Source organism: Mesorhizobium sp. RCAM 06353 (genome assembly GCF_059683585.1).
Genome location: NZ_JCASIY010000002.1, coordinates 546,642 through 561,014, shown reverse-complemented (window position 1 = coordinate 561,014; position 14,373 = coordinate 546,642). Strand labels below are relative to the sequence as shown.

The 14,373-nt window shown below is 59.9% G+C and carries 13 protein-coding genes and 1 pseudogene; 13 read left to right on the top strand and 1 reads right to left on the bottom strand.

Annotated elements, in window-relative coordinates:
• The first annotated feature begins 46 nt into the window (after positions 1 to 46).
• From AC56QX_RS38935 to fabG, 3 genes are all read left to right on the top strand, one after another.
• Positions 47 to 328 carry an acyl carrier protein gene (locus AC56QX_RS38935; RefSeq protein WP_183455234.1) on the top strand — a complete coding sequence of 94 codons (282 nt, stop codon included), beginning with the start codon at positions 47 to 49 and terminating at the stop codon, positions 326 to 328.
• Complete coding sequence (locus AC56QX_RS38930) at positions 329 to 1,537, top strand: beta-ketoacyl-[acyl-carrier-protein] synthase family protein (protein ID WP_497118582.1); 1,209 nt, start codon at positions 329 to 331, stop codon at positions 1,535 to 1,537. It begins immediately after the preceding gene.
• A gap of 277 nt (positions 1,538 to 1,814) precedes the next feature.
• Entirely contained in the window at positions 1,815 to 2,552 is a 738-nt protein-coding gene (gene fabG / locus AC56QX_RS38925; protein WP_497118581.1) for a 3-oxoacyl-[acyl-carrier-protein] reductase, read from the top strand.
• A gap of 482 nt (positions 2,553 to 3,034) precedes the next feature.
• Here fabG and AC56QX_RS38920 read toward each other — a convergent pair.
• Positions 3,035 to 3,228: pseudogene (locus AC56QX_RS38920) on the bottom strand (IS630 family transposase); the annotation flags it as partial.
• 539 nt (positions 3,229 to 3,767) lie between these two features.
• Here AC56QX_RS38920 and nodB point away from each other — a divergent pair.
• The 10 genes from nodB (at position 3,768) to AC56QX_RS38870 (ending at position 14,327) form a co-directional block, all read left to right on the top strand.
• Positions 3,768 to 4,424: a chitooligosaccharide deacetylase NodB gene (gene nodB, locus AC56QX_RS38915; RefSeq protein WP_497118580.1), complete on the top strand. Its 657-nt coding sequence runs from the start codon at positions 3,768 to 3,770 to the stop codon at positions 4,422 to 4,424.
• A 14-nt stretch (positions 4,425 to 4,438) separates the two neighbouring features.
• Positions 4,439 to 5,791 (top strand): chitooligosaccharide synthase NodC, encoded by a 1,353-nt coding sequence (nodC, locus tag AC56QX_RS38910; protein WP_497118579.1) that lies wholly within the window; start codon positions 4,439 to 4,441, stop codon positions 5,789 to 5,791.
• Positions 5,792 to 6,023: 232 nt separating this feature from the next.
• Positions 6,024 to 6,938: a nodulation factor ABC transporter ATP-binding protein NodI gene (gene nodI / locus AC56QX_RS38905; RefSeq protein WP_183455228.1), complete on the top strand. Its 915-nt coding sequence runs from the start codon at positions 6,024 to 6,026 to the stop codon at positions 6,936 to 6,938.
• A gap of 3 nt (positions 6,939 to 6,941) precedes the next feature.
• Complete coding sequence (locus tag AC56QX_RS38900) at positions 6,942 to 7,730, top strand: ABC transporter permease (RefSeq protein ID WP_497118578.1); 789 nt, start codon at positions 6,942 to 6,944, stop codon at positions 7,728 to 7,730.
• Positions 7,731 to 8,009: 279 nt separating this feature from the next.
• Positions 8,010 to 8,756, top strand: coding sequence for a sulfotransferase (locus tag AC56QX_RS38895; RefSeq protein WP_497118577.1), 747 nt, complete (start codon positions 8,010 to 8,012; stop codon positions 8,754 to 8,756).
• Between the two features lie 223 nt (positions 8,757 to 8,979).
• Positions 8,980 to 9,213, top strand: coding sequence for a DUF2061 domain-containing protein (locus tag AC56QX_RS38890; RefSeq protein WP_183455225.1), 234 nt, complete (start codon positions 8,980 to 8,982; stop codon positions 9,211 to 9,213).
• Between the two features lie 195 nt (positions 9,214 to 9,408).
• Entirely contained in the window at positions 9,409 to 10,314 is a 906-nt protein-coding gene (gene cysD / locus AC56QX_RS38885) for a sulfate adenylyltransferase subunit CysD (RefSeq protein ID WP_497118576.1), read from the top strand.
• 2 nt (positions 10,315 to 10,316) lie between these two features.
• Positions 10,317 to 12,257 (top strand): sulfate adenylyltransferase subunit CysN, encoded by a 1,941-nt coding sequence (gene cysN / locus AC56QX_RS38880; protein ID WP_497118575.1) that lies wholly within the window; start codon positions 10,317 to 10,319, stop codon positions 12,255 to 12,257.
• Positions 12,258 to 12,693: 436 nt separating this feature from the next.
• A complete protein-coding gene (locus AC56QX_RS38875) occupies positions 12,694 to 14,136 on the top strand; it encodes a methylmalonyl-CoA mutase subunit beta (protein ID WP_497118574.1) in 1,443 nt (480 codons plus the stop codon).
• Positions 14,133 to 14,327: a hypothetical protein gene (locus tag AC56QX_RS38870; protein WP_497118573.1), complete on the top strand. Its 195-nt coding sequence runs from the start codon at positions 14,133 to 14,135 to the stop codon at positions 14,325 to 14,327. The genes AC56QX_RS38875 and AC56QX_RS38870 overlap by 4 nt, the downstream gene beginning before the upstream one ends.
• The last annotated feature ends 46 nt before the right edge of the window (positions 14,328 to 14,373 follow it).

The window sequence follows — 14,373 nt, the reverse complement described above, 5'->3', positions numbered from 1 at the left end:
AGCCGCGTCCACGTCAAACCAGCTGAAATCGAAAGGAACAGACAGAATGGCTGATCAACTCGCAACGGAAATCATTACCATAATCAAGAAACGCGTCGAATCTGAGAACTTTGCGGGAGCGTTTCGACCCATAGTCGGCGAAATAACGACGGAGACGGAAGTGACCGCGCTCGGCATCGATTCGCTGGGACTGGCGGACGTGCTCTGGGACCTCGAGCAAGCCTATGGCATTAAGATCGAAATGAACACATCGGAGGCGTGGTCGGATCTCCAGAATGTTGGCGACATCGTGAAAGCCATCCGCGGCTTGCTCGCTGAGGCAGCTTGAATGGACAGGCGGGTCGTTATCACCGGAATAGGCGGGCTGTGCGGGCTGGGCACCGATGCCCCCTCCATCTGGAAAGAGATGCGCGAAGGTCGCTCAGCAATCGGCCCGATTGTCACTTCAGAGCTTCATGGGTTGACCGGCACGATCGGTGCCGAGATCAAGACGCTCCCTGAGCACGACATCGACCGCAAGCAGCTCGTCACCATGGATCGCTTCAGCCTGCTTGCCGTGATTGCAGCGCGGGAAGCCATGCGACAGGCCGGACTTTCCTGCGATGAACGAAATGCCTATCGCTTCGGTGCGATAGTGGGCGTCGGCGGCAGCGGCTGGGAAGCGATCGAGGCAAGCTACCGCGCTCTCCTTTTGAACGGCGCGCGCCGTGCTGGCGTCATGGACGTACCCAAGGCGATGCCGAGTGCCGCTGCCGGCCAAGTCAGCATGAGCCTCGGCCTGCGCGGGCCGGTCTTCGGCGTCACCTCCGCCTGCGCCTCTGCCAACCATGCGATTGCCTCAGCCGTAGACCAGATCAGGTGCGGCCGGGCCGACGTGATGCTTGCCGGAGGCAGCGACGCGCCATTCGTATTTTGTGTGGTGAAAGCGTGGGAAGCAATGCGCGTGATTGCGCCAGATACCTGCAGGCCGTTCTCCTCCGACAGGAGGGGCTTGGTGCTGGGCGAGGGTGCGGGGATGGCAGTGCTGGAAAGCTATGAACATGCCACTGCTCGCGGCGCAACGATTATTGCCGAGATCGCCGGCATCGGCCTTTCTGCTGATGCCTTCAACCTCGTCGCGCCGGCTGTCGAGGGGCCGGAGGCGGCGATGCGCGCCTGCCTTGCCGATGCCGGGCTGAATGCCCAGGATGTCGACTACATCAATGCGCACGGCACCGGCACCAAGGCCAATGATCGGATGGAGACGGAGGCGATCAAGCGAGTCTTCGGTGGCCACGCCAACTCGATGTCCATCTCTTCCACCAAGTCCATGCACGCGCATTGCCTCGGCGCCGCGAGCGCGCTTGAAATGATCGCCTGCGTGATGGCAATCCAAGAGGGTGTCGTGCCGCCGACCGCCAATTATCGCGAGCCAGACCCCGATTGCGATCTCGATGTCACGCCCAACGTCGCGCGCGAGCGCAAGGTCCGCGTGGCACTGAGCAACGCCTTCGCCATGGCCGGCATGAACGCAGTTCTGGCATTCAGGCAGGTGTAGGACGACATGCCGGCAAGGTCACCTTCTGTATCCCGATGTTTGCGGAATCCCCGATCGGTCCGTAGCGGCCTCCTTGCTCAGGTGGGCTGAAGGGTTGGAGTGCAAGTACTTGCAGTAGCCCAGTGAAGCAGCAGATTGAGGTGATCACGTCGGTCATCCGGCGCCTGGAATTATCGTGGCCGAGACCTCTGCGCTGCGCGAGTTCGCGGCGAGGAAGCTGCCACGAACCGAGACTTCTGGCGCGGCGATGCTGCAGCATTTGAAAAGAGCATAATAAATGTTGGAACTGACTGGCCGCAAGGCACTCGTCACCGGCGCATCCGGGGGCATCGGCGAGGCGATCGCCAGGATGCTGCATGCGCAGGGCGCCATCGTCGGCCTGCACGGCACGCGTGTCGAGAAACTGGAGACGCTGGCCGCCGAGCTTGGCGACCGGGTCAAGCTGTTCCCGGCCAATTTGTCGAACCGCGACGAGGTCAAGGCGCTCGGCCAGAAGGCGGAGGCCGATCTCGAAGGTGTCGACATACTGGTCAACAATGCCGGCATCACCAAGGACGGGCTGTTCGTGCGCATGTCGGACGCCGACTGGGACACCGTGCTCGAGGTCAATCTGACCGCTGTCTTCAGGCTGACCCGTGAACTCACCCATCCGATGATGCGCCGCCGCCACGGCCGCATCATCAACATCACCTCGGTGGTCGGCGTCACCGGCAATCCCGGCCAGACCAACTACTGCGCCTCCAAGGCCGGCATGATCGGCTTTTCCAAATCGCTGGCGCAGGAGATCGCCACCCGCAACATCACCGTCAACTGCGTCGCCCCGGGCTTCATCGAATCGGCAATGACCGAGAAGCTCAACGACAAGCAGAAAGAGGCGATCATGGCGGCGATCCCGACGCGCCGTATGGGCACCAGCGTTGAAGTCGCGTCCGCCGTTGCCTATCTCGCCTCCAACGAAGCCGCCTACGTCACCGGCCAGACCATCCATGTGAATGGCGGCATGGCTATGATCTGAGCACGGGTTGACCGGAGCTTACCTGTTCCAAAACGCCCTTGCGTCACGGTCCGCGACCTGCGCAACCAGCTATCTGCCACGAAGATCTGGGATTCATCCAGCATCACCGAAGGGGCAGCAATATGCGTGATTGAGCAGATAGCCCAGCAGAGCAGCGTGATCACCCTTGGCCGTCGGCCGCCCCGATGGCCAAGAGCCACAGGTAGTGGCGGCCGAGATTACGCGGGAGATGGCCACCGTGCGGGTAGGCATCACGCGAGAGGTCGCCACTCTAACGAACTTAAGGGCGAGTGCTTCCGCACGCGGTATTAGAATACGTTCGCGGCTGTTCATGGCAATATTTCATCGTGGAAAGAATCGTGCAGCCGCACGACGACATGGCCGGTTGGCTTAGAGCATTTTGATAGAAGCATGCCCACGAGGGTTTGCGAGGTAGTTTGCGCATTCGGTGGATGTGGTTGTGTGGATGAGCTGGCCCATCTCAACCCCTCGCGCCTGAGAAACTGCCAAACCGCATTACGGGACACTAAGATACCGCGTGCGGCCAGCTTCTGCCGATGCAGCGTCAGATTCGAGGTCTGCTCGATCCGCTCGATGATGATGAAGGCCCGATGCTCCAGAACGCTGTGGCGATGGCCACCCCAGGCCGAGCGCTACCCGTAGCTCGATAGCGCTGGACCACACAATGCGACGCCAAAGCGCGCCGCAAGCTGGCGGGCTAGTCCCGAAGATTGTTCGAAAGGGCTCGTGTCATCCGATGCTTCGGCTTGCCGCGGCAGTGAGGCCGCGCCCGGCGAGCGCGCGTCGTACACCACGAGGAGATTTACATCGAGCCGTTTGAAAACGCATGTCATCAGCTATCCAAAGGGTGGATGCATCTGATCGAAACAAACGATTTTACCGATTTTGCAGAACGTCGCATAGGGAGAATTCAAGGAAGTCCTAAAGGAACGTTGTCGATGTTTGCGTTAGCTCGGAGGAGCATTTTCTGGTGTACGCCTTCCGGCATACGCCCAACATCAATCAAGTCGCATGTCGATTGCGGCTTGGTTCTTCGGTGACCCGTGCAAGGTCCATCGCGTCGACACGACGCGACCATCTCTCCATTCCATCCGGCACGGTTCGGCAGGCGATGCCGAACCATGTTGCGCCAATTCGATGCTCGATGGGCGAGTGGCCGCCCGGCACCCTAATCGATCGGAGCGTTCCGAACCTATGAAAAATGTGGACTACATGTGCGAAGTGCCCAGTGACTGCGCTGACGGCACTCAAGATCGCAGCGTCTATTTGACGTTTGACGATGGGCCCAATCCAGTTTGCACACCGCAGATCCTCGATTTGTTGGCGCAACATCGGGTGCCGGCGACGTTCTTCGTTATCGGTGCCCACGCAGCAGACCAGCCGGAACTCATCCGACGAATGATTGCAGAAGGGCACGAGGTAGCCAATCACACGATGACTCATCCGGACCTGTCCAGATGCGGACCCGGCGAAGTCGAACGTGAAATAGTCGAGGCAAGCAACGCCATCAGGATGGCGTGTCCCCAGGCCACGGTGCGGCGCATGCGCGCGCCGTATGGGGTCTGGACCGAGGACGTGCTCACTACGTCGGCGCGCGCTGGATTGGCATGCGTCCATTGGTCAGTTGACCCGCGAGACTGGGCTCGCCCTGGCGTCGACGCGATTGTCGATGAGGTGCTCACCGGTGTTGGGCCGGGCGCAATTGTGCTCTTGCACGACGGGTGGCCCGAGGAGTTGAAATCGGCCACTTGCGCCAGTCTGCGTGACCAGACTGTCACCGCGCTATCCCGCCTGATTCCAGCGCTGCATCACCGCGGTTTTGTAATCCGCCCGCTCCCTCAACATCACTGAACATACGAGATCCCATGGACCTGCTTACCACGACCAGTACTGTCGCCGTCGCGTGCTATGCACTGCTCTCGACTGTTTATAAGGGCATGCAGGCGGTCTATTCCCTGCCGCCAACCGTTGCACCGGCGTCGGAAAACCTGGTCGGCTCCGACCTCTGGCCGAGCGTGGATGTCATCATCCCCTGCTACAACGAAGGCCCGCTTACGCTCTCGGCGTGCCTAGATTCCATTGCAAACCAGGAATACGCCGGAAAGCTACGTGTCTACGTGGTTGATGACGGTTCTGGAAATCGCGACGCCGTCATTCCCGTTCACGACAATTACGCCGGCGACCCGCGATTCGACTTCATTCTGCTCCCAGAGAATGTCGGCAAGCGCAAAGCGCAGATCGCCGCGATACGTCGCTCATCTGGAGATTTGGTGCTCAACGTCGACTCGGACACGACACTTGCGTCCGACGTCATCAGGAAGCTTGCACGGAAGATGCAGGATCCAGCAATCGGCGCTGCCATGGGCCAGTTGACGGCAAGCAACCGGAGCGACACTTGGCTGACCCAATTGATCGATATGGAGTACTGGCTGGCCTGCAACGAGGAGAGGGCGGCGCAAGCCCGCTTCGGGGCCGTCATGTGCTGTTGCGGCCCCTGTGCTATGTACCGCCGATCTTCGCTGCTTTCGCTGCTAGACCAGTACGAGACGCAGATGTTTCGGGGCAAGCCAAGCGACTTCGGTGAGGATCGCCATCTTACGATCCTCATGCTGGAGGCAGGCTTTCGAACCGAGTACGTTCCGGACGCTATTGCTGTAACGGTGGTTCCCGATAGGTTAGGACCTTATCTGCGCCAACAACTGCGCTGGGCACGGAGCACTTTCCGGGACACGCTGCTTGCGCTGCGCCTGTTGCCCGGCCTCGATCGCTATCTTACATTGGACGTCGTCGGACAGAATCTTGGCCCGCTACTTCTTGCCCTGTCGGTAATAGCCGGGATTGCGCAGTTTGCACTGACAGCCACGCTGCCTTGGACGGCAATCCTGGTTATTGCAGCAATGACCATCATTCGGTGCACCGTGACAGCATGTCGAGCTCGGCAAGTTCGATTTATCGGCTTTTCTCTGCACACTTTTATCAACATCTTTCTGTTACTCCCCTTGAAAGCCTATGCTTTGTGCACCTTGAGCAATAGTGATTGGCTTTCACGCAAGACTGCCACCCTGCCCAACGCCGACAAAAAGCAGATCATCGTCGCAAACCCGATTGCCGGAGTTGGTACAGGCAGTTCGGGAAGTGCTGAGGCAATTCGAAGAACGGATCTTCCGCGCGATTCTTCAAAGTTGGTGAACGCGGACAGCGTTTGCAGCGCTGAGTGATCGAGTGCGTTGGCTGGATGGACACGTCGTGAGCCTGGGCAACATCCATCAATTGTCAGCAACGGCGATCGATTGCATCTCGACGCTAATCCGTCCGGTGAGAGCGACACACGCTTGCTTCGGCTGTGACTATCCAAAGGGGCCGTCACAATGCGATGGCCGGTTCTGCCAAGAAATATTCGCAAATTAGCTACCGGCCGGCTGATCGGCCTCTTAAGACTGAGATAGACACATGTCCAAAGTAGCAATCGACCTTGCTGGCGTGAAGAAGTCCTTCGGCGACAAGCTTGTTGTGAACGGGCTGTCGTTCACCGTTGCGTCGGGAGAGTGCTTCGGCTTGCTGGGGCCGAACGGTGCGGGCAAGAGCACGATTGCGCGTATGCTCCTCGGCATGACAGTGCCTGATGCGGGCAAGATCACGGTTCTTGGAGAGCCAGTGGGTGCGCGGAGTCGCTTGGCACGCAAGAGCATCGGCGTGGTTCCGCAGTTCGACAACCTTGACCAGGAATTCACCGTACGAGAGAACCTGTTGGTGTTCGGGCGCTACTTCGGCATGAGCACACGCAAGATCAAAGAGGTCATCCCGTCGCTCCTCGAGTTCGCCCGTCTTGAGAGCAAGGCGGATGCACGTGTCGGCGAACTATCCGGCGGCATGAAACGGCGTTTGACACTGGCACGTGCGCTGATCAACGACCCCCAGCTACTCGTGATGGATGAACCGACGACCGGCCTCGACCCGCACGCGCGACACCTGATTTGGGAGCGTCTGCGTTTCTTGCTGGGGCGCGGTAAGACGATCATTTTGACTACCCATTTTATGGAAGAGGCCGAGCGTTTATGCGATCGGCTGTGCGTTCTGGAGCATGGACGCAAACTCGCCGAAGGCAGCCCTCATGCCCTGATTGAGGAACACATCGGGTGCCAGGTGATCGAGATCTTCGGCGGGAATCCCCAGGAGTTGGTTTCGCTGATCAGGCCATACGTGCAGCGCGTCGAGGTGAGCGGCGAGACGCTCTTTTGCTATACGGCCGATCCGGAGCAGGTTCGCGTACAACTGCGCGGGCGCGCGGGTCTGCGCCTTCTGGAGCGTCCACCCAGTCTGGAGGACGTTTTCTTGCGGCTGACCGGACGCGAGATGGAGAAGTGAACGATGGGTAAAGGTTTTTCAGCGGCTCTACCCGCCAACGCTTGGAACTGGATTGCGGTATGGCGCCGCAACTATCTGGCATGGACGAAGGTCGCGCTCGCGTCGATACTCGGTAACCTCGCCGATCCTATGATCTACCTGTTCGGACTCGGCACTGGTCTCGGAATGATGGTAGGTCGCGTTGAAGACGCGTCGTACCCTGCTTTTTTGGCAGCCGGCATGGTTGCGACAAGTGCGATGACCGCGTCCACCTTCGAAACAATTTATGCGACTTTCCCTCGCATGAACGAACAGCGGACCTGGGAAGCGATCCTGCACACACAACTTACCCTCGGCGACATCGTTCTCGGTGAGTTGGTGTGGGCAACCACAAGGGCCTTTCTGGCCGGTACGGCAATTGCGATGGTGGCCGTCATAGCGGGCTACTCAGCATGGTCGTCCGTCCTCTATGTGCTACCAGTCATCGCTCTCACTGGATTGGCCTTTGCGAGCCTGGCGATGATCGTAATCGCGCTTGCGCCCAGTTACCACTACTTCATATTCTACCAGACGCTCTTCCTCACACCCATGTTGTTCCTGTCCGGCGCTGTCTTCCCGGTCACTCAACTGCCAAGCACCTTTCAGCACATAGCGGGCATCTTACCGCTGGCGCATTCGATCGACCTAATTCGTCCGGGCATGCTTGATCGCCCGGCTGGGGACATCGCCCTGCACATTGGTGCGCTTTGCATATACGCGGTAGTGCCTTTCTTCCTCTCGATGGTGCTGCTTCGCCGGCGCCTGCTGCGTTGATGCTACTTTCGAAACACAAGAAGGAGAACGAGAGTCAGCATCGCGAACGGCTACAGCCGCGAGCGTGCTTGGCCCAGCTGGGACAGCAGAACACACAAGCTGAGGCGCACACGCGACCGGACGCAGCCGTGCACGCCGGCCTGCGATACCACAAACCTCATGGCGCGATCCGGCTGCATGAGCGCGGATTGCATCCGTCCGTCTCAAGAGATCACATCCAGTATTCTTGTCCTGGGCGCCCCTGAACCGTCGAAACTATCATCAGCTGGAACACACACTATGACCCACATTTCACCGACACCTGAGCCTTTTGCCATCCTTGCTATGCCAAGGACCGGGACACACTACCTGGAAGTATTGCTAAACGAGCATCCGAACATATTGAGTAACGGTGAGTTACTCAACGAGTACGACACCAACTGGCCCGATAAGGATCGCTTGCTGCTCGGCGATCGCGAGCTCCTAGAGCTTGCTTACGTGCGCTGTCCCACTTGGAGCGACAAGACGGTGACGCATGTTGGCTGCAAGGTCAACGAACCTCAGTTTCACGATCATCCGGGCTTTTTTGCGGAACTGGCCCGTTGGCCAGGACTCAAGATCATCCTCGTGGTCCGGAGAAACATACTGGAATCGCTAAGGTCGCTGGTGCAGGCACGGCAAAGCGGCCAATGGCTGAAGTTCAGTTCGGACAAGGATGCGGCTCCGCCACCACGGGTCAGATTGCCAATCGCCAACTGCGAGGCGTACTTCAAAACCGCCGACGCTTTCTACGCTCGAGTTGCGCACGCCTTCGCGCCGTCCAACGTGCTGGTAATCGAATATGAGAGCCTTCTTCAAGAACCCGCCACATGTTTGGGAGCGGTTTGGGATTTCTTGGGGGTTCCGGGGCTTCAGCTTTCCGGTCGCGCCATCCTTCAGCGCCAGGAAGCGCGACCGCTCGACGAAACGGTAGAGAACTTCGAAGAGTTGCGGCTTCACTTCGCAAACGGACCTTATGCGAGGTTCTTTGACGTCGCTGCCGTGTGACTGGCCTTCGCAGCCAGTAGCGGGCTTGCTCCACGACGGGGCTGCCACTTGGCCGCGATTGGCATCAACTAAGGGCGTTCTTGTTGCAGACTTGCCAAGAAGGGCATGACCGCCAACGTACTTCCTCCCGACCTGATCGACAGGCAGGATCAAGAACGTTCCCACCATCAAACCAAGCTGACCAAATCAGGTCGGTTTTGACGTCCTCCTGGAGCGATTGCGCATGTTCATTCCTGTTCCCGAGACCCACGGCAGATCCATAGCCAAGGCTGTCAGTTGGCGCATCACAGGCAGTGTCGATACGTTCGCGCTGAGCTGGCTCATAACTGGAAACGTCGTTTCCGCGGGATCGATCGCCAGTGCTGAAGTTATTACAAAAATCGTGCTGTACTATCTCCACGAACGGGCATGGTCGTTCATTCCGTTTGGCCGGCGCATGATATTGCCGGCTGATTGAACAGCACACCATTGGGGCAATCTCTCGGATGTCTCAGATCGTCGCGATGACGAAAGCTGTGATCATATGGTTTCAGCAAGCGTCGAACGTCCGGCGCACATTCGCGCTTGCAAGGGCCCGCTTCGGGGATGACTGGCAGTTCTGCCCGGGGCGGCGCTTTAAGCGCCGTCAAAGGCTGGATTAGAAAGTGCCGACATGAATGTCCCTTTGACGCACCTGCAACGTCTGGAGGCCGAGTCCATCCACATCTTCCGCGAGGTTGCGGCCTCGTTCGCCAAACCGGTCATGCTCTACTCCGTCGGCAAGGATTCGTCCGTGCTGATGCATCTGGCGATGAAGGCGTTTTATCCCGCCAAGCCGCCATTCCCCTTCCTTCACGTCGACACCACCTGGAAGTTCCGCGAGATGATCGCCTTTCGCGATCAGATGGCGCAGAAACGCGGCTTCGATCTCCTCGTTCATGTCAACGAAGATGGCGTGCGCGACAACATCAATCCGTTCGATCATGGTTCGAACACCCACACCCATGTGATGAAGACCGTGGCGCTGCGCCAGGCGCTCGACAAATACGGTTTCGACGCTGCCTTTGGCGGCGCCCGTCGCGACGAGGAGAAATCGCGCGCCAAGGAGCGCATATTCTCCTTCCGCAACGCGCAGCATGTCTGGGACCCGAAGAACCAACGGCCCGAGATGTGGAAGATATTCAATACCCGCATCGCATCGGGCGAATCGATCCGCGTCTTTCCGCTGTCGAATTGGACCGAGCTCGACATCTGGCAGTACATTCTGCAGGAAAACATCCCGATCGTGCCGCTCTATTTCGCCAAGCAACGGCCCGTCGTCGAGCGCGACGGCATGCTGATCCTGCGGGATGACGAGCGCATGAAACTGCGCCCCGGCGAGACTGTGGAGGACCGCCTTGTGCGGTTCCGCACGCTCGGCTGCTATCCGCTGACCGGCGCCATCGAATCGGATGCCGACACGCTGGAAGCCATCGTCGGCGAAATGCTGACGGCGCGTACCTCCGAACGGCAGGGTCGCCTGATCGACCGCGATGAAGCCGGCTCGATGGAAAAGAAGAAGCGCGAGGGGTATTTCTGACCATGCGCCACATCATGGCAAAGAGCCTCGCACCCACCGACGGCGTCCGCGACTATCTGGCGGCGCAGGAGAAGAAGTCGCTGCTGCGCTTCCTCACCTGCGGCTCCGTCGATGATGGCAAGTCGACGCTGATCGGGCGCCTGCTTTCCGACACCAAGCAGATTTTCGAGGACCAACTCGCCGCGCTCGAACGCGATTCGCGCAAGCACGGCACGACCGGCGACGACATCGATTTCGCGCTTCTGGTCGATGGCCTCGAGGCCGAGCGCGAGCAAGGCATCACCATCGACGTCGCCTATCGCTTCTTTGCCACGCCGAAGCGCAAGTTTATCGTTGCCGACACGCCCGGCCACGAACAGTACACTCGCAACATGGCGACAGGCGCGTCGACCGCCGACCTGGCCATCGTGCTGATCGATGCCCGGCAAGGGGTGCTGCGCCAGACCAGGCGCCATTCGATCATCGCTTCGCTACTCGGCATCCGGCACATCGTGCTGGCCGTCAACAAGATCGATCTTGTCGGGTTCGACCAGGCGGTCTTCGAACGCATCACCGAGTCCTACCGGCAATTCTCGCGTGATCTCGGCTTCCAGACCATCGTGCCGATCCCGATGTCCGCCCGTTACGGCGACAACGTCACCAGCCGCTCGGAAAGCATGGAATGGTATTCCGGCCCGACGCTGATCGAGCATCTCGAAACCGTATCGGTCGACGAAGCGGTGGTCGAGCTGCCGTTCCGGTTCCCGGTCCAATATGTCAACCGCCCCAATCTCGACTTTCGCGGCTTTGCTGGCACGGTCGCCTCCGGCTCGGTTGCACCCGGTGACGAGGTCGTCGTCGCCAAGTCCGGCAAATCCTCGCGCGTCAAGCGCATCGTCTCCTATGGCGGCGACCTGGCCCAGGCGGCAGCCGGCCAGGCTGTCACACTCGTCCTTGACGACGAGGTCGAGATCTCACGCGGCAACATGCTGGTTTCGCCGGCTGCCCGGCCGCAGGTCGCCGACCAGTTTGCCGCCAACATCGTCTGGTTCGACGAGCACGCTTTGCTGCCCGGCCGGTCCTACATTCTGCGCACCGAGACCGACCAGACCAGCGCCACCGTCACCGACCTGAAATACCGGATCAACGTCAACGACTTTGCCCATGAGGCGGCCAAGTCGCTCGAGATGAACGAAGTCGGCATCTGCAACATCTCGACCCGAACGCCGATCGCCTTCGATCCTTTCGGCGAGAACCGCACCACTGGCGCCTTCATCCTGATTGACCGCATCTCCAATGCCACGGTCGGCGCCGGCATGATCCTGCACTCGCTGCGCCGCGCCGAAAACATCCATTGGCAGTCGCTCGATGTCGGCAAGCACGTCCGTGCCGACATGAAGAACCAGCGGCCCGCCGTGTTCTGGTTCACCGGGCTGTCGGGCTCCGGCAAGTCGACCATCGCCAACCTGTTCGAAAAGAAGCTGTTTGCCACCGGTCGCCACACCTACATCCTGGATGGCGACAATGTCCGTCACGGTCTCAACCGCGATCTTGGTTTCACCGACGCCGATCGCGTAGAAAACATCCGTCGCGTCGCCGAAGTGGCGCGTTTGATGGCCGATGCCGGGCTGATCGTCATCGTTTCGTTCATCTCGCCGTTCAGCGCCGAGCGGCGCATGGCGCGCGAATTGCTGGCGGACGGTGAATTCATCGAGGTGTTTGTCGATACGCCCTTCGAGGAATGCGCCAGGCGCGATCCGAAGGGCCTCTATGCCCGCGCGCTGAATGGCGAGATCAAGAATTTCACCGGTGTCGATTCACCTTATGAAGTACCGGAAAAACCGGAAATCCATCTGAAGACCCTCGGCAAATCGGCCGAAGAGATGGTAGAGGCCTTGGAACTCTGGCTGATCGAGCGCGACATTGCGCAACCACCTCCTGCCGACAATGGTGGATCCATCTGATGACAAGGCAGTCGTTGCCCTGTTCGAAGGGTCGGCACTGGCCGCGAGTGGCGCCATCGGCTGTCTTTGATTTAGCCATGAGAGGAAGGCGGACGCCTCGCCCCCACCCGCAGGGATTGTTGAGCCGGGGTCGCACACAACAGTTCGATGTCGGTTGCAAACTCAAAAACAACGCAACAGCCGGAGACCACCCACCTGATCACGCAGCATCGCCCTGAACTATGCGCTTCCCGACCAGATGGATGGAGCTCGTGGGTTGCTGCCGACATCGTCAATTTTTCCGGTATGTGGCAATCGGCCATGGTTTGTGCCACAGGCTGACATAAATCCGATAGGCCGAATTCAGATCCAACAAGTGCATTGCATTACGATATCGGACCGGGAACCGTAGACTGTGTTCGAGGCTGATGCGGACGCATAAAAACGAGGAAGAAGGATGGGAGCTGGAGCCTTGACCAGGGATGTTGAACCCAAGAATGCCGAGCGCCAGCGATGGCTGGCCTTGGCGGAAAAGGCGTTGGCCGGCGCATCCTTCGAGGAAACGCTGGTCTCGCATACCGACGACAACATCCGCATCGAACCGCTCTACGACCGCAGCATCGCGGCGGAACCGCTCGTGCGCGCAAACCCGAAATCGCCCTGGATCGTCAGCCAGCGCGTCGACGATCCGGATATCGACCGCGCCAGAGCCCAGGCTCTGGAGGACGTAGCGCAAGGCGCGACGGGATTGTCGCTTGTCTTCGAAGGGGCGCCGAACGCATTCGGCTACGGCCTGCCGAGAACGGCGCAGGCGCTGGAGACGGTGCTGGACGGCGTACCGCTCAATCGCATCCAGATCCGCATCGATGCGCATCCCTGGAGCCGCGCCGTGGCCGACTGGCTGGTGGCGTTCCTGAGCAAGCGCCGTTCAGACCCGGCAAAGCTGAACCTCTCCTTCGGCATCGATCCGGCGGCGATCTTTGCCGGAACCGGCCGGCTGCGCATGTCAATCGAGGCGCTGCAGGCCTCGATGCCGCAATCGCTGGCGCATTTCTTCTCGATGGGTGTTCCAGGCGTGCTGCTGGAGGCGGACGGGCGTGTGTTCCACAATGCCGGCGCCACGGAAGCGCAAGAGCTTGGCATCATGCTGGCTTCAGCGGTCTCCTATCTCAGAATGTTCGAGACGGCGCGGCAGCCGCTTGTCTATGCCGCACCGCATATCGGCTTTGCGCTCAGCGTCGACCAGGACCAATTCCTGTCGGTGGCCAAGGTTCGGGCACTGCGCAGGCTCTGGGCACGGCTGCAGGAAGCCTGTTCGATCCCCAATTCCACCGCCAATATCCACGCCGAGACGTCGTTTCGCATGATGACGGCATTGGACCCCGAAACCAACATCCTGCGCACCACGATTGCCTGCTTTGCGGCAGCATCAGGCGGCGCCGATTCGATCTCAATCCTGCCGCACACGATCGCGCATGGCTTACCGGCGGGTTTTGCCCGCCGCGTTGCCCGCAACGCGCAACTGATCATGGCCAATGAAAGCCATATCGATCATGTCGCCGATCCTGCCTACGGATCCGGCGCGGTCGAAGCGCTGACCGCGGAACTGTGCGAGACAGCCTGGACGGAATTGCAGACGATCGAGGCCGAGGGCGGCGTCTTGTCCAGCCTCCAGGGCGGGCATATCCAGGCACGCGTTCATACCGCGGCAGCGCGGCGCAACGCAGCCTATCAGGCAGGCGAGCGAGCCATCATCGGCACCACGCTCTATCCGCTGAAAAGCGAACGTCCGGTCGAGACGCTGGCAGCGGAACGACGGCCCGCCTTCACCGAAGGCGTTGCCGTCTGCGAGCCCCTGTTTCCGGTCCGCATCGACCAATCAATCGGAGCCGCCTCTTGATCCCGGATTTCAGCCAGATCGGCTGGGTGCCGCCACGCCGCGCACCCATCGAGGTCAAAGGCCAGCGGATGACGCCGGAAGGCCTTGTCAGCATTGATGCTGTCTCCACGACGCAGGCTCCGGTCAGGCGAATCTTGACCGTGTCGTTCGCTAGAGCACATCCGGGGATCGATGAATCGATTGTGATGTGACGAGGGCGTTGGCGGTGTGATTCAACATCCACTTTCATGAGGTGGA